Origin of the sequence: Streptomyces pluripotens, from assembly GCF_000802245.2 — a bacterium.
GTDB lineage: Bacteria > Actinomycetota > Actinomycetes > Streptomycetales > Streptomycetaceae > Streptomyces > Streptomyces pluripotens.
Genome location: NZ_CP021080.1, coordinates 5178524 through 5200899, shown reverse-complemented (window position 1 = coordinate 5200899; position 22376 = coordinate 5178524). Strand labels below are relative to the sequence as shown.

Here is a 22376-nt window from a genome sequence, read left to right as displayed (position 1 = left end):
CTCCCTGGTGCGGCTTGCTGTGGTGGGTGGCACTACGACGGAGACATGGGTGGTGCGTGAAGACGCGGGTGGGCGGAACGGGCGGGGAGTCCGTCGGCTCCCCGCCCGTCACCGAGTACTCAGTGAGTGACCTGGCACTCGTGGGCACCCGACGACAGCCCCATGTGGAGGCCGCTGAGCTGGAAGGTGGCCGCCGTGGTCGCCCATGCGTGCTGGCTCACGTCGGTCAGCACCGCCTTGTCGGCCTGTTGGGCGAACCCGAAGGGGTTGGCGGCGTCACCCGCGTGGATCCCCTTCTTGGTCTGGCCCGCCGCGACGCCGATGTCGATCTGGCTGAACGTGGCGTCGGCATCGAGGTCGTTGACGTCGATGTAGATGTTGTCGGCGTGCACCGGCTTGTCCTTGCCGGCGGTCAGGGTCAACGTGACCGTGCCGACCAGGGGGAGGTCCGGCGTGACCACGGACTGGCACATGTTCGTGATGTCCGCGGTCTTGAAACCGGACACGGCGACGGCGTGAGCCGCCTTGCCGCCCTTCATGTCATAGCCGGTGTCGATCGCCCCGTACTGGACGAAGTCGTGGCCCTCCAGCCGGGAGGCCGTGACCTTGAACATCTGCCCCGACACGCTGAACGACGCGGCGAGGGCACCCTGCGCGAGAGCCACACCTATGCACGCCGTGGCGGCCACGCTGGGCACCATGACCACAGCGAACCGCTTCCATCTGGTCCCGCCACGCACCTGGGACTCCATATTTCCTCCTTCTCGGACGTACATCTCCTGGCCCGGACTCGCCCCAATCGGCGGCTCGGCCGGACAGGGATGGGAGAAGTGCTACGTCCTCGGGAAGGAGAGCGCCCGCGCTCGGCGACGCGAACCGCGCCCGAACCACCGGCGATCACCCCCGAGCGACAACCACTGGTCGTGCCTGACAGGCGTCACACACGACCGTGTCGGACAGGCTTCGCCGGTCAGCGAAGACCCCCCTGTCCAAGAGCCCGCGCCACTGCCGCCGGCTCTGCTCGGTGGGGACCCAGATTCCCCTGTGGCCCGACCGGGTGCCGGGGTAGGGGAATGGACCGAGCGTCGCCGATCGTGGTGCATTCTCGCCGCCCGCACAAGGGGGTTCGTTACTCACTAGTAACGGCCGGATAACCACGGCGCGCCCCGGCAATGCCGGGGCGCGACACTCGGTGGCATCCAAGGGCAGAGCAAAGCCGTTGATCCCCGGATCAAACCAGACAGACCAACGGCTACGATTTACTCCGAGTAACAGCGGCCGCGATTACCAAGTTTTGGTAAAGCGGAGCCCGTCTCGGCGCCTCGCCGACGGGTTTTTCACCCTGGCGTCACCAACCGTGACGTTCGGCTACCGGTCAGAACAGCGCCCGCGCCAACGCCCGGCGCGCCCCGACCACTCGCGGATCCTCGGGACCCACGACCTCGAACAGCTCCAGCAGGCGACGGCGGATCGCATCCCGATCGTCACCCGCCGTGCGCCGCACGGTCTCGATCAGCCTCCCGAGGGCGTCCTCGACGTGACCTCCCACCAGATCCAGGTCGGCGGCCCGGATTTGTGCCTCGACGTCGGCCGGCTTCTCGGCCGCCTCCTGCCGCACCCGCTGCGGATCCATACCCTGCACCCGCTGCAGCAATTCAGCCTGGGCCAGACCGAGTTTGGCCTCGGGATGGCCGGGGTCCTCAGCCAGCACGTTCTGGTAAGCCTGGATGGCACCGCCCAGATCGCCCGCGTCCAGGGCCTGCGCGGCGGCGTTCAACGTCGCGTCGTACGGTCCCGCGGATACCGGAGCGGTGGCGCCACCGCCCGGCTCGGCGTCCGGATCGACGGTCAGGCCGGTCAGGCCGAACCGCTCCTCGGCGACCTGCACCAACTGGTCCAGGGTCTGCCGGATCTGCTCTTCGCCGGCCACCCCCTGGAACAGCGGCAGCGCCTGGCCCGCGACGACGGCGAACACGGCCGGGATGCCCTGCACCCCGAACTGCTGCATCAGCATCTGGTTGGCGTCGACGTCGACCTTCGCGAGGAGGAAGCGCCCGTTGTACTCGACGGCCAGCCGCTCCAGGACCGGGCTCAGCTGCTTGCAGGGCTGGCACCATTCGGCCCAGAAGTCGATGACGACGGGGACTTCGGCGGAGCGCTGCAGGACATCAGGCTCGAATCCGGCCTCATCGACGTCGATAACTAGATCGGTCGGGGAGACGGCCCCCGCACCGCCCTGCCGGGCGGCTTCGGCGCGCGTCTGCTCGGCCTTGGCCTTGGCCTCCTGGGCCGCCTTCACCGCGGCGAGGTCGACGACGCCGCTCATGGACATGTTCCGTGGCTGCATGCGTCTATCCTCCCCCGTTCTCGCACCTGAATGAAAAAGCATGGTGATCGGCAGTGCCGGGTCCCCACCCCACACCGTGGTCGCCGCCCGCGTGCGCTCGCCACGCGCTTTCGCTACGACTCGTAGCGTAATGCCATGGGGGCGCCCCGCGACACCACCCCCCGGTGATCTCCCTCACGACGGCGCGGTTACCGGCCAGTTATGGTCAGGGAATGCAGAGCCGCACTCCCGCAAGCCGTACCGGGCGCCCGCGCAGCGTCGCCGCGGACGCCGCGATCCTGGCGGCCACGCGTCAGGCGCTGGTGGAGCTGGGCTGGTCCAAGCTGACCCTGGGGGACGTGGCGATGCGGGCCGGAGTGGCGAAGACGACGCTCTACCGCCGCTGGGCCAGCAAGAACGAACTGGTCGTGGACGCCGTGGCGGAGTTGTTCGACGAACTCGTGCTTCCCGACCGCGGCAGCCTGGCGGCCGACATCGAGGATGTGGTCCTGCAGTTCGCAGCCATCCTGGACCGCCCGGAGGCACGGAGCGGGCTGATGGCGGTGGTCGCGGAGTCGACCCGCGACGGCGCCCTGCGCGAACGCATCCGCGCGTCCATCGTGGACCGCCAGATGGGCCTGGTCCTAGAAGGCCGCGCCCGCGCCCAGCGCCGCGGCGAACTCCCGCCGGAGCCGGACCCCGCCGAGTCGGCCCGCACGGTGGACCTGATCTTCGACATGGTGGCGGGTGCGGTGGTCCACCGCACCCTGGTCAGCGGCAAACCGGCGGACGAGGAATGGGTCAGCGACCTCACCCGGGTCCTGTTACTGGGCTTGACCGGAGCCACGGCCCGGGACGTCTAGGGACCCGGGGCGGCCGGCGCTGCTCGCTGCCCGCCGAGCCATCGGACAGGCGGGCAGCGCGTCAGTGGGCTGTCTGTCAGAAACCCGCAGGTTCCGTGTACACCCCCCACTCGTCCCGCAGTACCCCGCAGATCTCGCCCAGGGTCGCCTCCGCCCGCACGGCGTCCAGCATCGGCTCGATCATGTTGGCGCCGGAGCGCGCGGCCTGGAGCATCGCGTCGAGCCCGCGCCGCACCGCCGCCTCGTCCCGCACCGACTTCCGCCCGGCGAGAACCCGCACCTGCTCCCGCTCCACCTCGTGGCTGACCCGAAGGATCTCCAGGTCGCCGGTGACGGAGCCGGTGTGGACGTTGACGCCCACGACCCTCTTGTCGCCCTTCTCCAAGGACTGCTGGTACCGGAACGCGGACTCGGCGATCTCGCCGGTGAACCAGCCGTCCTCGATCCCGCGCAGGATGCCGGAGGTGATCGGTCCGATCGGGTGCCGCCCGTCCGGGTGCGCCCGCAGGCCCCGCTCCTTTATCTGCTCGAAGATCTTCTCCGCGTCGGCCTCGATCCGGTCCGTCAGTTGCTCGATGTACCAGGATCCGCCCAGCGGGTCGGCCACGTTGGCGACCCCGGTCTCCTCCATCAGCACCTGCTGGGTGCGCAGCGCGATCTCGGCGGCCTGCTCGCTGGGCAGGGCGAGGGTCTCGTCCAGGGCGTTGGTGTGCAGGGAGTTGGTGCCGCCGAGCACGGCGGCGAGCGCCTCCACGGCCGTCCGCACCACGTTGTTGTAGGGCTGCTGGGCCGTCAGCGAGACCCCGGCGGTCTGCGTGTGGAAGCGCAGCCACTGCGCCTTCTCGCTCTTCGCGCCGTACACGTCCCGCATCCAGCGGGCCCAGATCCGGCGCGCGGCACGAAACTTGGCGATCTCCTCGAAGAAGTCGACGTGCGCGTCGAAGAAGAAGGAGAGACCGGGCGCGAAGACGTCAACGTCCAGCCCGCGGCTGAGCCCGAGCTCGACGTACCCGAAGCCGTCGGCGAGCGTGTACGCCAGCTCCTGTGCGGCCGTGGCCCCGGCCTCGCGGATGTGGTACCCGGAGACGGACAGCGGCTTGTAGGCGGGAATGCCGGCCGCGCAGTGCTCCATCAGATCACCGATCAGGCGCAGGTGCGGCTCGGGCTGGAAGAGCCACTCCTTCTGCGCGATGTACTCCTTGAAGATGTCGGTCTGGAGCGTGCCGTTGAGGACCGACGGGTCCACGCCCTGACGCTCGGCGGCGACCAGGTACATGCAGAAGACGGGCACGGCGGGCCCGCTGATCGTCATGGAGGTGGTGACGTCGCCGAGCGGGATGTCCTTGAACAGGACCTCCATGTCGGCCGCCGAGTCGATGGCCACCCCGCAGTGCCCGACCTCGCCGAGCGAGCGCGGATCGTCGGAATCGCGGCCCATCAGCGTCGGCATGTCGAAGGCGACGGACAGACCCCCGCCGCCGGCGGCGAGGATCATCTTGTACCGCTCGTTGGTCTGCTCGGCGTTGCCGAACCCGGCGAACTGCCGGATCGTCCAGGTGCGCCCGCGGTAGCCGGTCGGATGGAGGCCACGCGTGAAGGGGTACTCCCCCGGCCAGCCGATCCGCTCGAATCCCTCGTACGTGTCCCCCGACCGGGGCCCGTACACCGGCTCCACGGGGTCACCGGAGAGCGTGCTGAAGTCTGCGTCGCGCTTGCGCGCGGCGTCGTAGCGGGCCTGCCAGCGTCGGCGGCCTTCCTCGATGGCGTGAGCGTCCATACCAGCAAATTTACTTGGACGTCCTAGTAAATGTCGATGGCTGGCCGCCGTACACCCTCGTACGGCGGATGAACCCTACGCCTCGGCGACGGCCGGGGCCCGGTCGGCGGCCTCGGCCTCCAGCTCGTGGCTGATCCTGCGTTCGACGAAGAAGGCGGCCGTGGGAATCGTCCCGGCGAGCAGCACCCACAGCTGCTTGCCGACCGGCCACTTCGCCTTGGACCCCAGGTCGAAGGCGAAAATCAGGTAGACGACGTACAGCCAGCCATGGGCGATGGCGACGACCCGGGTGAAGTCGGCGGCACCGTCCACGTCCAGCCCGTACTTCGCGATCATGCTCAGGCACAGCAGCACCAGCAGGACACCGGTGGTGTAGGCCATGACGCGGTAGCGGGTCAGCACGCTCTTCTTCATGACGTCGAGCGTAACCACCGGTTCCGGGAGATCTTGCCCCGGGTCATTCCTCACCGAAATCGTGTGCCGCGATCCGCAGCGGCCGGAGCATCGCGAAGATCTCCTTGCACTCCTCCGCGTCGTACACACCCAAGCCGAAGTCCATGGCCATCAGGTCACGGGTGGCCGCATCGACCACTTCGCGGCCCTTGTCGGTGATGACAGCCAGGGTGCCGCGGCCGTCGTTGGGGTTGGGCCGCTTGGCCACCAGACCGGACTTCACCAGGCGGTCCACCGTGTTCGTCACGGACGTGGGGTGCACCATCAGCCGCTCGCCGATCTTGGACATCGGCAGCTCGCCCGCCTTCGAGAAGGTGAGCAGCACCAACGCCTCGTACCGGGCGAACGTCAGCCCGTACGGCTTGACCACCGCGTCCACCTCGGCGAGCAAGATCTGCTGGGCCCGCATGATCGAGGTGATCGCGGCCATGGACGGCACATTTCCCCAGCGCTGCTTCCAGAGCTCGTCGGCACGGGCGATGGGGTCGAAGGGGAGGCTGAGAGGCTTCGGCACGGCACCAGACCCTACCGGCCGGTCATATGCCGGGCAGCCCCGTCTCGGCTTTCGGTCGCTCGATCCACCGGCCGGTGGTTCCCGGCCTCACGGCCGCCAGGGCCAGCCCGCCACAACACAGCGTGCCCAGCACACCGGCCGCGACCACCGCCGCGCGCACTCCCGCCACCTGCGCCGCCACCCCGGCCAGCGCCATACCCACCCCCTGGGCGGTCATCAGCCCGGCGCCCAGCACGGTCATGGCCCGCCCGCGCAGCTCCTCCGGCACGGCCCGGACCCACCACTGGTCCAGGCCCAGCGTGTATGCCGACCCGGCCCCGGACAACAGCAGGAGCAGCAGTGAGGCGGCGAGCCCGGGACGCAGGACGAAGCCGAGGTACGGCAGCAGGGTGAGGCACAGCAGCGGGAGGGCGATGCGCTCCCGGGTCGCGGGCCCGAGCCGCGCCCCGGCGAACAGTTCCCCGGCCACCGTGCCGATGGGCAAGGCGCTCATCAGCAGACCGAGGCCGACGGAGCCGCTGCCGAGGGCGTCCGCGTACGGCGCAGCCAAGGCCTCGGGGACGACGGAGAACGCCGGTGGCACCCAGAACAGCAGGAGCAGCAGGCGCACCCGCTGGTCGACAAAGAGCCGGCGCAGGCCAGGCGGGGTGTCCGTCCGGCCTGCGGCCCGGGCCGGACGGTGCCGGGTGCCGCAGCGGAGCAGCACGGCGGAGGCCAGGAAGGTGCCGACGGTGATCACCAGCGCATGACGGGGAGTGACAGCCACGAGGAGCAGGCCGCCGAACCCGTAGCCGACGAGCAGGGCGCACTGGGCGACGATCCGTAGCAGGGAGCGGCCGAGGACGTACAGCTCGCCGTTGCCGAGGACGTCGGCGAGGGTGGCCATGCGGGTGCCGGAGAACACCGGTGCGACGACGGCTAGGCAGCAGCGCAGCGCGAGCAGGACGCCGATGCCCGGGCCGGGGACCGCCATCAGGGCCACACCACCCGCGCACACCACATCGCAGGTCACGAGCACGCGCCGGGCCGGGAAACGGTCGGCGACCGGGGCGAGCAGCATGCCGCCGACGGCGTACGGCACAAAGCCCAGCGCGAAGGTGAGCGCGCTCAGCAGCGGTGAGCGGGTGAGGTCGTAGACCAGGACGGCCAGCGCGATCTCGCTGACGATCACGCCGAGCATGGACAAGACGTGGGCGGCGAAGACGGCCCGGAACTCGGACACGGCGAAGACGCGGCCGTATCCGGTGGGCGCCGGGGCCGCCTGGGACGGTGTGGACACCACCGCAGCGTGCCCGGGGCCGGGCCGGGCCGCGTAGAGTTTCGGCTCCAACCGAATGTTTCCTGGCCCCCGGCGGAGACCATGCCCTCGTTCCTCCACTTCGGCGACGACGACTTCCTGCGCTGCCGGTTCGCCGTGTCACCGCTGTGGGAGACGCAGGAGGCGGTGCGGACCCTCAAGCGGCCCGACCGGCACGGCTATCACGTGCCCTGGCTGCGCCGGATCCGTACGGCGGCGGACGGGCTGGACCTGACACCGTTGTGGCTGCTGATGCCGAGGCGTGGACACGCGCCGGACTGGCTGGGGCCGCCGCCGACCGGGCCGGCGGCCACCTTCGAGGAAGAGATCGCGGCCGTGCGGGCGGCCGATCCGGAGCGGGCCCGCGAGGACACCGCCCGTTCGCTCGCCTGCACGCCGGGCGCGCCGGAGTCGTCGTACGGCCGGGCCTGGCTGGCGGATCCCGTGCGGATGGTGCGGGACCTGGCGGACGCGCTGGAGGAGGCCTGGCGGGTCCTGGTCGAACCGGACTGGCCGATGCTGCGGGCGCTGCTGGAGGCGGACGTGGCCTTCCATTCCCGGCGGCTGGCCGAGGTCGGGCTCGGCGGGCTGCTGCCGGAGATCCACCGGCGCTGCGGCTGGCACGCGACCACGCTGGCCGTGGAGTCGCAGGTTGAGCACGAGCGGCACCTGGGTGGTCAGGGGCTGGTGCTGATGCCGAGCGTGTTCGTGTGGCCGGACGTGGTCAGCGGCTTCGATCCGCCCTGGCAGCCCGCCCTGGTCTATCCGGCCCGCGGCATCGGCGGTCTGTGGGCGGAGCCGGCCGAGCGGACCCCCGAAGCACTGGTGCGGCTGCTGGGCCGGAACCGGGCGGCGGTCCTTGCGGCGCTCGACGAGCCGGCGACCACCACCGCGCTGGCGCACCGGCTGCGACTCGCCGCCTCGTCGGTGTCGGCGCACCTGGCGGTGCTGCGGGACGCCGACCTGTTGACCGCGCGGCGGTACGGGCACCAGGTGTGGTACGAGCGGACGCCGCTGGGCATGGCGCTGACCTCCGGCGGCTGACGCGCCCACCGGCGCCCGGTGCCACAGCGGGCGGGCCCTTTTTTCCGTGCCCGGACCGCCGGCGGCGGCCACGCTCCACGAGGGCGGCCCGACGGTCGGCCACCCGGGTGAGGACAGGCGGTACCGCACGCGGTTGGCGGCCAGGCCGGGGTGGCTGGATACCGATGGCCGGATCAGCGGATCCGGTCGGCAGCGCGACCACGGTCAGCGGCGCACGCGGCGCAGTTGGTGCCGCACCGCCCGCTGGGCAACGGGCCCCAGCGACTCCAGCGCGGCCACCAGCGCCCCGAGCTGTTCCAGGGCGTCCAGGGCTGCGTGCGCACCGGCCTCATCGACCCCCTCGTACAACTCGATGCCCACGAAGGACGCGGCGACCGCACGGGCCAGTCCCGCCGGATCGGTGCACCCCGCTAAGGGAGTCGCCACCAGCACCCGGTCGAGCACCTGCTCGATCTCGGACGTCCACAGCCGCAGTCCCGCAGCGGTGGCTGGGCCCAGCGACGGATGCGTCGGCGCGCCGGCCAGTAGTTGCCCGAGCAGCGCCACATGGCCCTCGTCCCGCTCGCGCTCGTGGATCTCCCGGCCGACGGCGAGGAGTTCGGACAACGAGTCGACGGAGGCGAGGCGGTCGCGGTACTTGGCCACGGCCTTCTCCGCGCCGTACCGGCAAGCGGCGGCCAGTAGCTCGTCCACCGACCCGAAGTGGTAGAAGACCAGGGCCTGGTTGACCCCGGCCGTCGAGGCCACGGTACGGGCCGACGTCTTGGCGATGCCCCGCTCGGTGAGTGTCCGCAGAGCACCCTCCAGCAGCTTCGTCTTGGTCTCCTGCGCCTTCGCCGTGTCCGTACTCATGCGCGTACCTCCTCGCGTACCGGGCGCAGTCCTGGCCGTGCCCCACAGTCCGCTGGGCCCACCGGGAAACGGCGTTGCAGTCGCGGGTGCAGCCGGTCGAAACCGGCACCGAGCACCATCGGGGACATCGAGGTCAACCGTTCTCCTCCAGGGTGCGCAGCAGACAGGGCGTCCGGGTCCGCACCACTGGGGCACGCAGACAGCGGCGGGCAGCCGGGGTGCAGGCCAGCGGCGCCTTGAACAGGGCGAGGGAGAGGGCGACCACCAACAGGAGCGGGCACAGGTAGGCCATGGCGTCCGCGAGGGGCCCGAAGGGGCGGAGCAGCGACTGCAGCCCGAACCCGATCAGGCAGAGGGTGAGGACGAGCGCGCGGACCGCCAACTCGGCCAGCCAGTTGAGCAGGGCCCGCTCGGGAGTGATGCCCCGCTCCAGCCAGAGGCGGAGCCGGTCGAAGGACCAGGCGGTCGCCCAGCCCACCAGCGGGCGGAACAGCACCCGGTCGGCAGCCGCGCCCAGGGCACCCCAGCGGGGACGGTAGTCGTAGCCGGTGAGGAAGCGGACACCGTGCGCCTCGGGCACATAACGCCAGTAGCCACTGGCCTCGGCGATCAGGGACAGCGGGTGCGGGGAGGAGAAGCGCAGAGCGGAGGTACGGGTGCCGTCGGACCGCTCCTCCTCACCGGCCGCGACGCCGGTACCGGACACGGTGAGGAACGGCAGCACTCGCGTGGCGCACCGGAAGCGTTGCGGCTCGCCCTCCCCGCGCGGGAGGTAGGCGATCTCGGTGAAGCGCAGGTCCCAGCGCTGATGCCGGGCGGGGTCCTGGGTGTGCGCCCAGAGCCCGTCGAGGTCGGCGCGAATGTGTGTCTCTATGTAGAGACCCATGATGTTCCCCCACGTCATGGCGTTGTTGAGCAACTGCTCAAAGCATGGTTCGGCGAACGTACACCCCTTTGAGCGAACGCTCAAACCGGGGATACGAGAAGACCCCGGCCGCACGGACCGGGGTCTTGAGGCGTGACGGAACCGAACTCGGCGGGCCGGTGGCAGCGGGCCGAAGGCATCGACGAGACCAGGGGCACCACAGAAGTGGCTCTCGACCGGCGGCGGGACGCTCGACGCGCCCGCACGGGGATGACCGCGCGCCGCAGGCGCCCGGCCCGTCCCACCGATGTGCGAACCTCGGGCAGGCGTGCAGGTCGCCCGCGCGGGTCACCCCCGGGTGAGGTACCGCTCCACCGTTTCGACCTTGGAGGTCATCCCGTCGGAGACACCCGGCCGGATGTCGGCCTTCAGGACGAGGGAGACCCGGGGCGCCCGCTCCTCGACCGCGGCCACCGCGCGCCGGACGACGTCCATGACCTCGCCCCACTCGCCCTCGATCGAGGTGAACATGGCGTCGGTGCGGTTGGGGAGGCCGGACTCGCGGACCACGCGCACGGCGTCGGCAACGTACTCCCCCACGTCCTCGCCCACGCCCAGGGGCGTCACGGAGAAGGCGACGATCATGCGTTCACGACTCCTTCCTCGCGGGCACGGGCCGTGAGGGCCGCGTTGACCGCACTCTCGGCCTCGCGGCGTAGCTTGCGCTCGGCGAAGAAGCCGCCGGTGGGCAACACCGAGAGGACGAAGTAGAGGGCCGCGGTCTTCAGCGGCCACCTGACACGGTTCCAGGCGTCCGCCCAGAAGATCACGTACAGGACGAACAGGACGCCGTGGACCGCACCCATCACGGGCACCGCGTTGAAGTCCGTGGTCCGCTTCAGCACCGAGCACACGAGCAGGATCAGGAAGGACACAGCCTCGGGGGCCGAGACCAGACGGAGGCGGCGGAGGGCGGTGGCGGTCTTGATGTCCACGGGTCACCTTCGGGGGGGAGTGTCGACGACGGGCTACCGGTGTGCGGCCTGCCGGTTTGTGAACGTGCGCACAAGCGCTTCCCCATTGTGACAAACGGTCGCCCCGGGGGTCCGCCCAGGGTCACGCACCCCACGGCGCTCTGTTCCGCCGACCCGCCGGACCGCTACGTTCCCAGCGTGGCAATGTTGCGACTCCAGGGAAGCAAGGTGCTCGCTGTCGACCTGGCCGGAGACGCCGTGAAAGCGAAGAACGGCTCGATGGTCGCGTACGACGGGCGGATGACCTTCAAAAGGCTCAGCGGCGGCGGCGAGGGACTGCGCGGGATGGTGACCCGGCGGATCACGGGCGAGCGAATGGCGGTGATGGAGGTACGGGGGGACGGGACCTGTTGGTTCGCGGACCGGGCCGCCGAGATCAACCTGATCGAACTGCGGGGCGACCGGCTCTGCGTAGAGTCCAGCAACCTGTTGGCCGCGGACGCGGGGCTGCGCACCGGAACCACGTTCACGGGCCTGCGCGGCGCCTCGCAGGGCAACGGGCTGTTCACCACGACCGTCGAGGGTCACGGTCAGGCGGCGATCACGTCCGACGGGCCGGCAGTCGTACTGCGGGTGAGCCCGCAGTACCCGCTGATGGTCGACCCAGGCGCCTACATCGCCCATCAGGGAGACGTCCGCCAGTCCTTCCAGTCGGGCGTGACGTTCCGCACCCTCTTCGGGGAGGGCGGCGGCGAGGCCTTCCAGATCCGCTTCGAGGGCGACGGGCTGGTGTACGTGCAGCCGAGCGAGCGGAACACGATCGCGGGGGATCTGTGACATGGCTTTCAGGGAGATCAACTCGAAGATGGTCGCGGCGACCGTGCTGCCCGGGCAGCGGCTGTTCAGTCAGCGCGGGGCGATGCTCGCCTACCAGGGGGATGTGTCCTTCACACCCAGCCTCCAGGACGGGCAAGGCGGACTGATGTCCATGATCGGGCGCCGGGCGGCAGGCGAAGCGACCCCGCTGATGACCGTCGAGGGCAGCGGCACGGTCTTCTTCGGGCACGGCGGCCACCACGTGCACGTCATCAGCCTCACCGGCGACACCCTGTACGTGGAGGCCGACCGCCTGCTCGCCTTCGAGGGCACCCTGCGGCAGGGCACGATGTTCATGGGCGCCCAGGGCGGGGTCATGGGCCTGGTCCGCGGCCAGGTCACGGGGCAGGGACTGTTCACCACCACCCTCCAGGGCCACGGCTGCGTGGCCGTGCTGGCGCACGGCGGTGTCTTCGAGATCCCGGTCACCCCGCAGCGCACGGTCCACGTGGACCCGCAGGCGTACGTCGCCCACCACGGCGACGTACGCAACCGGCTCTCCACCGCGCTCGGCTGGCGGGAGATGGTCGGCCGCGGCTCCGGCGAGGCCTTCCAGTTGGAGCTGAGCGGCAGCGGCACGGTGTACGTCCAGGCCTCGGAGGAGAAGCTTTGAGCACGTATGGAACTCCCGGCGGCCCGGTGGTGCACGACCCCGCGACGCTGCCCTCCGACGACAACGTGAACGCGTACGCGTTCTGCGTCGAGCTCCGAAGCGGGCAGTGGTTCCTGCAGAAGGGGAAGATGATCGCCTACTACGGGGCGATCGAGTTCAACGGCATCGGGCACGGCCCACTCGACCGGCTCATCCGCACCTCCTTCCATTCGCCACTGCACGCAAGCGACTGGGTCGTAGCGGCGGGCACCGGCAAGATGCTGCTGGCCGACCGGGCGTTCGACGTCAACTCCTACGATCTGGACGACGGGAACTTGACCATTCGCGCGGGCAATCTGCTCGCTTTTCAGCCAAGTCTCGCGCTCAAACAGTCGATCGTGCCGGGCTTTCTGACCCTCATCGGAACCGGAAAGTTCGTCGCCGCGTCTAACGGTCCGGTGGTCTTCATGGAACCTCCGATCCGGGTCGATCCCCAGGCGCTCGTCGGGTGGGCCGACTGCCCGTCTCCGTGCCATCACTACGACCACGGGTACCTGACGGGCGTACTGGGCGGTCTACGTGCAATGACGGGCCTGGGCGGGGCCTCCGGCGAGGAGCACCAGTTCGAGTTCGCGGGCGCCGGAACGGTCCTGCTGCAGTCGACGGAGAGCCTCATGGCCGAGGTGGCCACGGGGATGCCCCCGCCCGAACCGGGGGTACCCGGCAGTGGCGGAACGACACCGGATGAACACGGTCCGCAATCACCCGGTGGAACGCGCCTTCCCGGACAGCTGGGGGGCCTCCAGCGTCGCTTCGGGCTGTGAGCGGTAGTCTGCGGAGTGTGACGTCGAACGCGTGCGCACCGTCACACCACCCGAAGTAGTTCAGATTTCAACTTCTTAGGTAGACTTCATTCATGGAGACCGAGACGGCCACGCGCTGGCTGACCGATGCGGAGCAGTGCGCCTGGCGCACCCACCTGGAGGTCAACAGGCTGTTGACGTACCAGCTCGAAAAGGATCTGCAGCCGTTCGGCCTGACGATGAACGACTACGAGATCCTCGTCAATCTGTCCGAGTCAGACGACTTGCGCATGCGGATGAGCGACCTCGCCTCTGCGACGCTGCAGTCCAAGAGCCGGCTCTCGCACCAGATCACGCGGATGGAGAACGCGAACCTGGTGCGCCGTGAGAACTGCGAGTCCGACCGCCGGGGGCTGTACGCCGTCCTCACCGACCACGGCATGGAGACGATGCAGAAAGTGGCGCCGCACCATGTGGCATCGGTGCGGCGGCACTTCATCGATCTGCTGTCGCCGGAGGCGTTGATGGAGTTGGACAAGGCGCTGAAGCCGATCGCCGAGCACCTGAGAGGACAGCGGGGACGTCCGTGACACCGGTCGCCGCCTGAGGGCGCCGCCGCTGGGTGAGGGCGGGCGTGCCCGCCTGCGCCGACGGGGTGTCTGCCCGGCCCCTTCGCCGCGACATCGTCGACGTGGCGACCTTCAGCCCTGCGTCAGCCCCGCCACCAGCTCATCCGCTGCCCGGTACGGGTCCAGTTCGCCGGCGACGATGCGTTCGGCGAGGGTGCTCAGGCGGCGGTCGCCGTGCAGGTCGCCGATGCGTTCACGCAGGGCCGTGACCGCGATGGCCTCCACCTCATGGGCCGCCCGGGCCTTGCGGCGCTCGGCGAGGACGCCGTGCTCCTCCATCCAGGCGCGGTGCTTGTCCAGGGCTGCGACCACCTCGTCCACGCCCTGCGAGCGCGCCGCCACCGTCTTGACGATCGGCGGGCGCCAGTCGCCGGGGCCTCGGGCCTCACCCAGGCCCAGCATGTGGTTCAGCTCACGGGCCGTGGCGTCGGCACCGTCCCGGTCGGCCTTGTTGACGACGTACACGTCGCCGATCTCCAGGATGCCGGCCTTCGCCGCCTGGATGCCGTCGCCCATGCCCGGGGCGAGCAATACCACGCTCGTGTCCGCCTGGGAGGCGATCTCCACCTCCGACTGGCCGACACCGACCGTCTCCACCAAGATCACGTCGCAGCCGGCCGCGTCCAGCACGCGGATCGCCTGTGGCGCTGCCCAGGCCAGGCCGCCAAGGTGTCCCCGGGTGGCCATGGAACGGATGTAGACCCCGGGGTCGGAGGCGTGCTCGGACATGCGGACCCGGTCGCCGAGCAGGGCGCCCCCGGAGAAAGGGGACGACGGGTCGACGGCCAGGACACCGACCCGCCTGCCCTGCTTGCGGTAGGTGGTCACCAGGGCGGAGGTCGAGGTCGACTTACCCACCCCCGGTGAACCCGTCAGACCCACCACATAGGCGTTGCCGGTCAGCGGGGCCAGAGCCGCCATGACCTCCCTGAGCTGCGGGGACGCCCCCTCCACGAGGGAGATCAACCGGGCCACGGCCCGCGGTCGGCCTTCCCTGGCCTGGGCTACCAGAGAGGAGACGTCCTGCATCACAGCTCCGTTCGCTCGGAATAGTTCGGCTCGGCCCCCCTGTGGGTACGGCTCAGGCCTACGGAAGGTCGGAAGGTGCGGCTCAGGCCTTCGGTACCCGCACGATCAGCGCATCGCCCTGGCCGCCGCCACCGCACAGTGCGGCCGCGCCCACCCCGCCACCGCGCCGCTTGAGCTCCAGCGCCAGGTGCAGTACCAGCCGGGCGCCGGACATACCGATCGGGTGGCCCAGTGCGATGGCGCCGCCGTTGACGTTCACCTTTTCCGTGGACACGCCGAGGTCCTTCATTGACTGCACGGCGACGGCGGCGAAGGCCTCGTTGATCTCGATGAGGTCGAGGTCGGAGACCTCCAGGCCCTCCTTGTTCAGGGCGTGCTGGATGGCGTTGGACGGCTGGGACTGCAGCGAGTTGTCCGGGCCGGCCACGTTGCCGTGGGCGCCGATCTCGGCAAGCCACTCCAGGCCCAGTTCTTCGGCCTTGGCCTTGCTCATCACGACCACGGCGGCGGCGCCGTCGGAGATCTGCGAGGAGGAGCCGGCGGTGATCGTGCCGTCCTTGGTGAAGGCCGGACGCAGCCTGCCCAGGGACTCCACGGTGGTGTCACCGCGAATGCCTTCGTCCTTGCTGAAGACGACCGGCTCGCCCTTGCGCTGGGGGATCTCGACCGGGGTGATCTCGGCCTCGAAGACGCCGTTCTTCTGCGCGGCAGCGGCCCGCTGGTGGGACAGGGCGGCGATCTCGTCCTGCTCCGTGCGGTTGATACCGAGGCGGCTGTTGTGCTTCTCCGTGGATTCGCCCATGGCGATGCCCTCGAAGGAGTCGGTCAGGCCGTCGTGGGCCATCGCGTCGAGCAGCTCGACCGCGCCGTACTTGAAGCCCTCACGGGACTTCGGCAACAGGTGCGGGGCGTTGGTCATGGACTCCTGGCCGCCGGCCACGACGATGTCGAACTCGCCGGCCCGGATCAGCTGGTCGGCCAGGGCGATCGCGTCGAGGCCGGACAGGCACACCTTGTTGATGGTGAGCGCCGGGACGTTCATCGGAATGCCGGCCTTGACCGCCGCCTGACGGGCAGGGATCTGCCCCGTTCCGGCCTGCAGCACCTGGCCCATGATCACGTACTGCACCTGGTCGCCGCCGATTCCCGCACGGTCGAGGGCGGCCTTGATCGCGAAGCCGCCCAGGTCGGCCCCAGAGAAGGACTTGAGCGAGCCCAGCAGCCGCCCCATGGGGGTACGGGCACCCGCGACGATCACCGAGCTGGTCGTTCCAGAAGACATGAGCTGCGATCCCCTTACCGGCCTGCACGGCCGAGGAGTGAACGAGGGTTTACTACGAATGTACTGAGCGGCCGAGCACGGCGTCATCGGCCCGCCGGTGTGATCGCGCGCACGTTGCGTAACCACCTCCGGCGCGCTGCACTGAATTCATGCTGACGCGAATCGACCACATCGGGATCGCCTGCCACGACCTCGACGCGACCGTCGAGTTCTACCAGGCCACCTACGGCTTCGAGGTGTTCCACACCGAGACCAACCAGGAGCAGGGCGTACGCGAGGCCATGCTCAAGATCAACGAGACCTCCGACGGCGGCGCCTCCTACCTCCAGTTGCTGGAGCCGACCCGCGAGGACTCCACCGTCGCCAAGTGGCTCGCGAAGAACGGGGAGGGCGTCCACCACATCGCTTTCGGTACGGCGGATGTAGACGCGGACGCCGCCGACATCCGCGGCAAGGGAGTACGCGTTCTGTACGACGAGCCGCGGCGCGGTTCCATGGGGTCGCGGATCACTTTCCTGCACCCCAAGGACTGCCACGGCGTCCTCACGGAACTGGTCACTTCGGCCCCGGATGAGTCGCCCGAGCACTGACCTCCGTACATAAGGGCCGGTAGGGTTGGGGGCGGTCGTCCCTCATGTGCGGGGCGGCCCGGTCCTGCCGTCGGGTCGGGACCGAGCCGGGGTCCAGGTTTCGGGGGACGAGCACCGGGGCAGCAGCCCATGCTCCGCCGTTGATCTGACACCATTTCCCCGGGGGCCCCGTTCGGTGGATGGACGGAGCTCGTTGGAGAAGCTTGCGACCAGGGGACGGATGGGACCGCGGAGTGCGGGGCTACGAGAGCCAGGAGCGAGAGCCGGCGGCTGACGTCGACCACCTCTCGCGGTTCGAGGCCGAGATGAAACGGCTGAGAACCGAGCGGGAGAAGGCGATCCAGCACGCCGAGGACCTCGGCTACCAGGTCGAGGTGCTGCGCGCCAAGCTGCACGAGGCGCGCCGCACGCTCATGACCCGTCCCGCCTTCGACGGCGGTGACCTCGGCTACCAGGCCGAACAGTTGCTCCGCAACGCGCAGGTGCAGGCCGATCAGCTGCGCCAGGACGCCGAGCGGGAGCTGAGCCAGGCCCGCGCGCAAACCCAGCGCATCTTGCAGGAGCACGCCGAGCAGGCCGCCCGCCTCCAGGCCGAGCTGCACCAGGAAGCCGTGACCCGGCGCCAGCAGCTCGACCAGGAACTCGCTGAGCGCCGCGCCACCGTCGAATCGCACGTCAACGAGAACGTGGCCTGGGCCGAGCAACTGCGTGCCCGTACCGAACAGCAGGCCCGCCGGCTGCTGGACGACTCCCGGGCCGAGGCCGAGCAGGCCATGACCGCGGCACGCGCGGAGGCCGAAAGGCTGACCGGCCAGGCCCGGGAGCGACTGCAGAGCGAGGCGGAGAGCGCGCGTGCGGAGGCGGAGCAGATCCTGCGCCGTGCCCGCGCGGACGCCGAGCGGCTGCTGAACGCTGCCTCCGCGCAGGCCCAGGAGGCCACCGAGCACGCCGAGCAGCTGCGCACCGCCACGGTCACCGAGTCGGACACCGCGCGCCGGCAGGCCACGGAGCTGAAACGGGGCGCCGAGGAACGCATGGCGCAGGCCGAGGAGGCGCTGCGCAAGGCACAGGCCGAGGCCGAGAAGGTGGTCACGCGGGCGGAGGAGGCGGCCGCCAAAGCCCTCACGAGCGCCGAGGCCGCCAACGAGACCCGTACCCGCACGGCGAAGGAGCAGGTCGCCCGGCTGGTGGAAGAGGCCACCAAGCAAGCCGAGAACACCAAGTCGGAGGCCGAGCAGCTGGTCACCGACGCGCGGGCCGAGGCCGAGAAGATCGTCGCCGAGGCCGCCGAGAAGGCCCGCACCCTCACCGCCGAGGAGACGGCCACCCAGTTGGCCAAGGCGGCCAAGACCGCCGAGGAAGTCCTCAACAAGGCGTCGGAGGACGCCCAGAAGACCACCAGGGCCGCGGCCGAGGAGGCCGAGCGGATCCGCACGGAGGCGGAGACCGAGGCGGACCGGTTGCGCGCCGACGCGCACGACATCGCCGAGCAGCTCAAGGGCGCGGCGAAGGACGACACCAAGGAGTACCGCGCCAAGACCGTCGAGCTGCAGGAGGAGGCCCGCCGGCTGCGCGGCGAGGCCGAGCAACTGCGCGCGGAAGCGGTCGCCGAGGGCGAGTCGATCCGCGCCGAGGCCCGCCGGGAAGCGGTGGCGAAGATCGAGGAGGCGGCCAAGTCCGCCGAGGAACTGCTGGCCAGGGCCAAGGCAGACGCCGACGAACTGCGGCAGGCCGCAACCGCCGACAGCGAGAAGGTACGCACCGAGGCCATCGAGCGTGCCACGGCGCTACGCCGGCAGGCCGAGGAGACCCTGGACCGCACCCGCGAGGAAGCCGAGCGGCTACGCACCGAGGCCGCCGAGCAGGCCGACGCGGTCCGGACGGCAGCCGACCAGGCCGCTCACGAGCTGCGCGAGGAGACCGAGAGGGCCATCGAGGCCCGCCGCGACGAGACCGCCAAGGAACTGGCGCGGTTGCAGGCCGAGGGGCAGGAACGCCTCGCGTCGGCCGAGCAAGCGCTCAGCGACGCCCGCGAGGAGGCAGCCCGCATCCGTCGCGAGGCCGCCGAGGAGGTCGAGCGACTGCGTGCTGAGTCCGCCGAGCGGACTCGTACGCTCCGGCAGCAGGCCGAGACCGAGGCCGAACGGCTGCGCACCGAGGCCGCGTCCGACGCGTCGGCCTCCCGTGCCGAGGGCGAGGCCGTCGCGGTGCGGCTGCGGTCCGAGGCCGCCGCCGAAGCCGAACGGCTGAAGAGCGAGGCCCAAGAGGCCGCCGACCGGGTGCGGGCGGAGGCGCAGGCCGCCGCCGAACGGCTGGGCACCGAGGCGTCCGAGACGCTGGCCGCCGCCCAGGAGGAGGCCGCCCGGCGCCGGCGCGAGGCCGAGGAGCTGCTCGGTGCGGCCCGCGAGGAGGCCGACCAGGAGCGCGAGCGGGCCCGCGAGCAGAGCGAGGAGCTGCTGGCGTCCGCACGCAAGCGGGTCGAGGAGGCGCAGGCCGAAGCGACCCGTCTGGTGGAGGAGTCCGACCGGCGGGCCACCGAGATGGTCACCGCGGCCGAGCAGCACGCCCAGCAGGTACGGGACTCCGTCGCCGGGCTGCACGAGCAGGCACAGGAGGAGATTACCGGGCTGCGCTCGGCCGCCGAGCACGCCGCGGAGCGTACGAAGCGGGAGGCCGGGGAGGAGGCGGACCGGGTCCGCACCGACGCCTACGCCGAGCGGGACCGGGTCGGCGAGGACGCGAACCGGGTCCGTCGCGAGGCGAGCGAGGAGGCGGAGGCCGCCAAGGCGCTGGCGGAGCGCACCGTCGCGGACGCCATCGCGGAGGCCGAACGGCTGCGCACGGACGCCTCCGACTACGCCCAGCGGGTGCGCACCGAGGCGTCGGACGCGCTGGCCGAGGCCGACCAGGCGGCGGCCCGTACCCGGGCGGACGCCCGGGAGGACGCCAACCGCATCCGCTCGGACGCGGCGGGCCAGGCGGACACTCTCATCACCGAGGCCCGCGCCGAGGCCGAACGGCTGCAGACCGAGACCGCCACCGAAGCCGAACGGGTACGCACCGACGCCCTCACCGAGGCGGACCGGCTGCGCACGGAGACCGCCGCCGAAGCCGAACGGGTACGCACCGAGGCGCTCACCGAGGCGGACCGGATTCACGCGGAGACCGCCGCCGAGGCCGAACGGCTGCAGACCGAGACCGCCACCGAAGCCGAACGGGTACGCACCGACGCCCTCACCGAGGCGGACCGGCTGCGCACGGAGACCGCCGCCGAAGCCGAACGGGTACGCACCGAGGCGCTCACCGAGGCGGACCGGATTCACGCGGAGGCATCGGCGAACGCCGAGCAACTCGTGGCGGATGCCACCGACGAAGCGGAGAGGCTGCGTGCCGACGCCGCCGAGACCGTCGGCTCCGCCCAGCAGCAGGCCGGTCGGCTGCGGGCCGAGGCCGAGCAGCTGAAGGCGGACGCGGAAGCGGCGGCCGAACGTCTCGTCGGCTCCGCGCGCGAGGAAGCCGAGCGGACTCTGGACAACGCCCGCAAGGACGCGAACAAGCGGCGTTCGGAGGCGGCCGAACAGGTCGACACGCTCATCACGGAGACCACGGCCGAGGTCGACAAGCTGCTCGCGGAGGCGCAGGAGCAGGCGCTGCAGACCACCGCGGACGCGGAGTCCCAGGCCGACACGATGGTCGGTGCGGCCCGCAGCGAGGCCGAGCGGATCGTGTCCGAGGCCACGGTCGAGGGGAACTCCCTGGTGGAGAAGGCCCGTACCGATGCCGACGAATTGCTGGTGGGCGCACGCCGGGACGCGACTGCGATAAGGGAGCGTGCGGAGGAGCTGCGCGACCGCCTCACCACCGAGATCGAGGAGCTGCACAAGCACGCCCGCCGCGAGGCCGCCGAAACGATGAAGTCCACCGGTGACCGCTGTGACGCCCTCATCAAGGCGGCCGAGGAGCAGATGTCCAAGGCGCAGGCCAAGGCCAAGGAGATCCTGTCGGACGCCAACTCCGAGGCGGGCAAGGTGCGCATCGCCGCCGTCAAGAAGGCGGAGGGGCTACTCAAGGAGGCCGAGCAGAAGAAGGCCCGCCTCGTGAAGGAGGCCGAGGAACTCAAGGCCGAGGCGATCCGCGAGGCACGGCGCACGGTCGAGGAGGGAAAGCGGGAGCTTGAGGTCCTGGTGCGCCGGCGCGAGGACATCAACGCCGAGATCTCCCGTGTCCAGGACGTGCTGGAAGCGTTGGAGTCCTTCGAGGCCCCATCGTCCGGCAAGGACGGCGGAGTCAAGGCGGGCGCCACGGTGGGTGCCCCCCGATCGGGTGGCAAGACGTCAGACGGCTAGCGTGCGGGGTGCATTCCGGTGTCTTCTGGGGGCTTTGCCCGACTCGTTGGCAAGTTGTCCGGTGGTCAGCCACTCAAAAGAGGTGTCATTCTCCAGATCAAACACGTATCCGCTCGATGACACACCGCTTCGGCCCCTAGGATTCCACCTATCACCTCACCGGTCTCATTCGACAGGAACCCCATGAGCGACACTTCCCCCTACGGCTTCGAGCTTGTGCGGCGTGGGTACGACCGCGCTCAGGTGGACGAACGTATCTCCAAGCTCGTCTCCGACCGTGACAGCGCTCTCGCCCGCATCACCGCCCTGGAAAAGCGCATCGAGGAGCTGCACCTCGAAACGCAGAACGCCCAGGCTCAGATCACGGACGCCGAACCGTCGTACGCGGGTCTCGGCGCACGGGTCGAGAAAATCCTGCGCCTGGCCGAGGAAGAGGCCAAGGAGCTGCGTGAGGAGGCCCGGCGCGCGGCGGAGCAGCACCGTGACCTCGCCGAGTCGGCGGCTCAGCAGGTCCGCAACGACGCCGAGGCCTACGCCGCGGAGCGCAAGGCCAAGGCCGAGGACGAGGGCGTCCGGATCGTCGAGAAGGCCAAGACCGACGCGGGACAGCTGCGCGCCGAGGCGCAGAAGGACGCGCAGTCCAAGCGCGAGGAGGCAGACGCCCTCTTCGAGGAGACCCGCGCCAAGGCCGCGCAGGCCGCCGCCGACTTCGAGACGAACCTCGCCAAGCGCCGCGAGCAGTCCGAGCGCGACCTGGCCTCGCGTCAGCAGAAGGCCGAGAAGCGCCTCGCCGAGATCGAGCACCGCGCTGAGCAACTGCGCCTGGAGGCGGAGAAGCTGCGCACGGACGCCGAGCGCCGCGCCCGCCAGACGGTGGAGACCGCCCAGCGCCAGGCCGAGGACATCGTGGCCGACGCCAATGCGAAGGCCGACCGGATCCGTTCGGAGTCCGAGCGCGAGCTGGCCGCCCTCACCAACCGCCGCGACTCCATCAACGCCCAGCTGACGAACGTCCGCGAGATGCTCGCCACGCTGACCGGTGCCGCGGTGGCCGCGGCCGGCACATCCACCGACGACGAGCCGATCTCCCGGGGCGTTCCGGCTCAGCAGTCCCGGTAACCTCACAGCAGCACGGCCCTGACAGGGGCGGCGGGGCCCGGTCCCGCCGCCCCTGTCGCGTGCGTGGGCGCCGTCTCCGGCGGCAAGCCCGGCACGGGCGGTGCGCTCGTCCCGTCGCCGTTGACGGCGGTCCAGATGCCGTCGA

The 22376-nt window shown here is 70.6% G+C and carries 21 protein-coding genes; 9 read left to right on the top strand and 12 right to left on the bottom strand.

Going from position 1 to position 22376, the window contains the following annotated elements:
• Window positions 1-119 precede the first annotated feature (119 nt).
• Both LK06_RS23525 and LK06_RS23515 read right to left on the bottom strand, forming a co-directional pair.
• Window positions 120-752, bottom strand: coding sequence for a DUF6230 family protein (locus LK06_RS23525; protein ID WP_039651558.1), 633 nt, complete (start codon window positions 750-752; stop codon window positions 120-122).
• Window positions 753-1375: 623 nt separating this feature from the next.
• Window positions 1376-2347 (bottom strand): tetratricopeptide repeat protein, encoded by a 972-nt coding sequence (locus LK06_RS23515; protein ID WP_039651557.1) that lies wholly within the window; start codon window positions 2345-2347, stop codon window positions 1376-1378.
• A 212-nt stretch (window positions 2348-2559) separates the two neighbouring features.
• Here LK06_RS23515 and LK06_RS23510 point away from each other — a divergent pair, with 212 nt between their 5' ends.
• Window positions 2560-3189 carry a TetR/AcrR family transcriptional regulator gene (locus LK06_RS23510; protein ID WP_039651556.1) on the top strand — a complete coding sequence of 210 codons (630 nt, stop codon included), beginning with the start codon at window positions 2560-2562 and terminating at the stop codon, window positions 3187-3189.
• A 76-nt stretch (window positions 3190-3265) separates the two neighbouring features.
• Here LK06_RS23510 and icmA read toward each other — a convergent pair whose 3' ends face one another.
• The 4 genes from icmA to LK06_RS23490 all read right to left on the bottom strand — a co-directional run bounded on the left by icmA (window position 3266) and on the right by LK06_RS23490 (window position 7212).
• The gene (icmA, locus tag LK06_RS23505) at window positions 3266-4966 is read right to left on the bottom strand and encodes a coenzyme B12-dependent isobutyryl-CoA mutase large subunit (RefSeq protein WP_039651555.1); all 1701 of its coding nucleotides are present in this window, start codon (window positions 4964-4966) and stop codon (window positions 3266-3268) included.
• 75 nt (window positions 4967-5041) lie between these two features.
• A complete protein-coding gene (locus LK06_RS23500; RefSeq protein WP_039651612.1) occupies window positions 5042-5380 on the bottom strand; it encodes a DUF3817 domain-containing protein in 339 nt (112 codons plus the stop codon).
• A gap of 43 nt (window positions 5381-5423) precedes the next feature.
• Window positions 5424-5933, bottom strand: a complete 510-nt coding sequence (locus tag LK06_RS23495) for a MarR family winged helix-turn-helix transcriptional regulator (RefSeq protein WP_039651554.1) — start codon at window positions 5931-5933, stop codon at window positions 5424-5426.
• 22 nt (window positions 5934-5955) lie between these two features.
• On the bottom strand, window positions 5956-7212 hold the full coding sequence (locus LK06_RS23490; RefSeq protein ID WP_234367487.1) for an MFS transporter: 1257 nt from the start codon (window positions 7210-7212) through the stop codon (window positions 5956-5958).
• Between the two features lie 81 nt (window positions 7213-7293).
• Here LK06_RS23490 and LK06_RS23485 point away from each other — a divergent pair, with 81 nt between their 5' ends.
• Window positions 7294-8274 carry an ArsR/SmtB family transcription factor gene (locus tag LK06_RS23485; protein ID WP_039651553.1) on the top strand — a complete coding sequence of 327 codons (981 nt, stop codon included), beginning with the start codon at window positions 7294-7296 and terminating at the stop codon, window positions 8272-8274.
• A 204-nt stretch (window positions 8275-8478) separates the two neighbouring features.
• On the opposite strand, the gene LK06_RS23480 is transcribed toward LK06_RS23485, so the two are convergent.
• From LK06_RS23480 to LK06_RS23465, 4 genes are all read right to left on the bottom strand, one after another.
• Window positions 8479-9126, bottom strand: coding sequence for a TetR/AcrR family transcriptional regulator (locus LK06_RS23480; RefSeq protein WP_039651552.1), 648 nt, complete (start codon window positions 9124-9126; stop codon window positions 8479-8481).
• Between the two features lie 133 nt (window positions 9127-9259).
• Window positions 9260-10012, bottom strand: coding sequence for a hypothetical protein (locus LK06_RS23475; RefSeq protein ID WP_039651610.1), 753 nt, complete (start codon window positions 10010-10012; stop codon window positions 9260-9262).
• Window positions 10013-10339: 327 nt separating this feature from the next.
• The gene (locus LK06_RS23470; RefSeq protein WP_039651551.1) at window positions 10340-10636 is read right to left on the bottom strand and encodes an MTH1187 family thiamine-binding protein; all 297 of its coding nucleotides are present in this window, start codon (window positions 10634-10636) and stop codon (window positions 10340-10342) included.
• Window positions 10633-10986 (bottom strand): DUF3817 domain-containing protein, encoded by a 354-nt coding sequence (locus LK06_RS23465; RefSeq protein WP_039651550.1) that lies wholly within the window; start codon window positions 10984-10986, stop codon window positions 10633-10635. Before LK06_RS23465 ends, LK06_RS23470 begins: the two co-directional genes overlap by 4 nt.
• Before the next feature lie 183 nt (window positions 10987-11169).
• Here LK06_RS23465 and LK06_RS23460 point away from each other — a divergent pair, with 183 nt between their 5' ends.
• The 4 genes from LK06_RS23460 (at window position 11170) to LK06_RS23445 (ending at window position 13826) form a co-directional block, all read left to right on the top strand.
• Window positions 11170-11802 carry an AIM24 family protein gene (locus tag LK06_RS23460; RefSeq protein WP_043434854.1) on the top strand — a complete coding sequence of 211 codons (633 nt, stop codon included), beginning with the start codon at window positions 11170-11172 and terminating at the stop codon, window positions 11800-11802.
• A 1-nt stretch (window position 11803) separates the two neighbouring features.
• Window positions 11804-12454, top strand: a complete 651-nt coding sequence (locus LK06_RS23455; protein ID WP_039651548.1) for an AIM24 family protein — start codon at window positions 11804-11806, stop codon at window positions 12452-12454.
• Window positions 12451-13257 (top strand): AIM24 family protein, encoded by an 807-nt coding sequence (locus tag LK06_RS23450; protein ID WP_039651547.1) that lies wholly within the window; start codon window positions 12451-12453, stop codon window positions 13255-13257. The genes LK06_RS23455 and LK06_RS23450 overlap by 4 nt, the downstream gene beginning before the upstream one ends.
• 92 nt (window positions 13258-13349) lie before the next feature.
• Window positions 13350-13826: a MarR family winged helix-turn-helix transcriptional regulator gene (locus LK06_RS23445; RefSeq protein ID WP_039651546.1), complete on the top strand. Its 477-nt coding sequence runs from the start codon at window positions 13350-13352 to the stop codon at window positions 13824-13826.
• A 111-nt stretch (window positions 13827-13937) separates the two neighbouring features.
• On the opposite strand, the gene meaB is transcribed toward LK06_RS23445, so the two are convergent.
• Window positions 13938-14894, bottom strand: a complete 957-nt coding sequence (meaB, locus tag LK06_RS23440; protein ID WP_039651545.1) for a methylmalonyl Co-A mutase-associated GTPase MeaB — start codon at window positions 14892-14894, stop codon at window positions 13938-13940.
• A gap of 82 nt (window positions 14895-14976) precedes the next feature.
• Window positions 14977-16176: an acetyl-CoA C-acetyltransferase gene (locus tag LK06_RS23435; RefSeq protein WP_174673921.1), complete on the bottom strand. Its 1200-nt coding sequence runs from the start codon at window positions 16174-16176 to the stop codon at window positions 14977-14979.
• Between the two features lie 149 nt (window positions 16177-16325).
• Between LK06_RS23435 and mce the strand changes: the two genes are divergently transcribed.
• From mce to LK06_RS23420, 3 genes are all read left to right on the top strand, one after another.
• Window positions 16326-16766 carry a methylmalonyl-CoA epimerase gene (gene mce / locus LK06_RS23430; protein WP_039651543.1) on the top strand — a complete coding sequence of 147 codons (441 nt, stop codon included), beginning with the start codon at window positions 16326-16328 and terminating at the stop codon, window positions 16764-16766.
• Window positions 16767-16999: 233 nt separating this feature from the next.
• The gene (scy, locus tag LK06_RS23425; protein ID WP_043434857.1) at window positions 17000-21112 is read left to right on the top strand and encodes a polarized growth protein Scy; all 4113 of its coding nucleotides are present in this window, start codon (window positions 17000-17002) and stop codon (window positions 21110-21112) included.
• Between the two features lie 183 nt (window positions 21113-21295).
• Window positions 21296-22231, top strand: a complete 936-nt coding sequence (locus tag LK06_RS23420; RefSeq protein WP_039651541.1) for a coiled-coil domain-containing protein — start codon at window positions 21296-21298, stop codon at window positions 22229-22231.
• Window positions 22232-22376: the final 145 nt, after the last annotated feature.

Bases quoted from the DNA above. Each gene is read 5' to 3' on its own strand.
- LK06_RS23455 (WP_039651548.1), top strand. From the start codon at position 11,804: ATGGCTTTCAGGGAGATCAACTCGAAGATGGTCGCGGCGACCGTGCTG.
- LK06_RS23485 (WP_039651553.1), top strand. From the start codon at position 7,294: ATGCCCTCGTTCCTCCACTTCGGCGACGACGACTTCCTGCGCTGCCGG.
- meaB (WP_039651545.1), bottom strand. From the start codon at position 14,894: ATGCAGGACGTCTCCTCTCTGGTAGCCCAGGCCAGGGAAGGCCGACCG.
- mce (WP_039651543.1), top strand. From the start codon at position 16,326: ATGCTGACGCGAATCGACCACATCGGGATCGCCTGCCACGACCTCGAC.
- LK06_RS23525 (WP_039651558.1), bottom strand. From the start codon at position 752: ATGGAGTCCCAGGTGCGTGGCGGGACCAGATGGAAGCGGTTCGCTGTG.
- LK06_RS23470 (WP_039651551.1), bottom strand. From the start codon at position 10,636: ATGATCGTCGCCTTCTCCGTGACGCCCCTGGGCGTGGGCGAGGACGTG.
- LK06_RS23460 (WP_043434854.1), top strand. From the start codon at position 11,170: ATGTTGCGACTCCAGGGAAGCAAGGTGCTCGCTGTCGACCTGGCCGGA.
- icmA (WP_039651555.1), bottom strand. From the start codon at position 4,966: ATGGACGCTCACGCCATCGAGGAAGGCCGCCGACGCTGGCAGGCCCGC.
- LK06_RS23480 (WP_039651552.1), bottom strand. From the start codon at position 9,126: ATGAGTACGGACACGGCGAAGGCGCAGGAGACCAAGACGAAGCTGCTG.
- LK06_RS23435 (WP_174673921.1), bottom strand. From the start codon at position 16,176: ATGTCTTCTGGAACGACCAGCTCGGTGATCGTCGCGGGTGCCCGTACC.
- LK06_RS23420 (WP_039651541.1), top strand. From the start codon at position 21,296: ATGAGCGACACTTCCCCCTACGGCTTCGAGCTTGTGCGGCGTGGGTAC.
- LK06_RS23515 (WP_039651557.1), bottom strand. From the start codon at position 2,347: ATGCAGCCACGGAACATGTCCATGAGCGGCGTCGTCGACCTCGCCGCG.
- LK06_RS23445 (WP_039651546.1), top strand. From the start codon at position 13,350: ATGGAGACCGAGACGGCCACGCGCTGGCTGACCGATGCGGAGCAGTGC.
- LK06_RS23510 (WP_039651556.1), top strand. From the start codon at position 2,560: ATGCAGAGCCGCACTCCCGCAAGCCGTACCGGGCGCCCGCGCAGCGTC.
- LK06_RS23475 (WP_039651610.1), bottom strand. From the start codon at position 10,012: ATGGGTCTCTACATAGAGACACACATTCGCGCCGACCTCGACGGGCTC.
- LK06_RS23500 (WP_039651612.1), bottom strand. From the start codon at position 5,380: ATGAAGAAGAGCGTGCTGACCCGCTACCGCGTCATGGCCTACACCACC.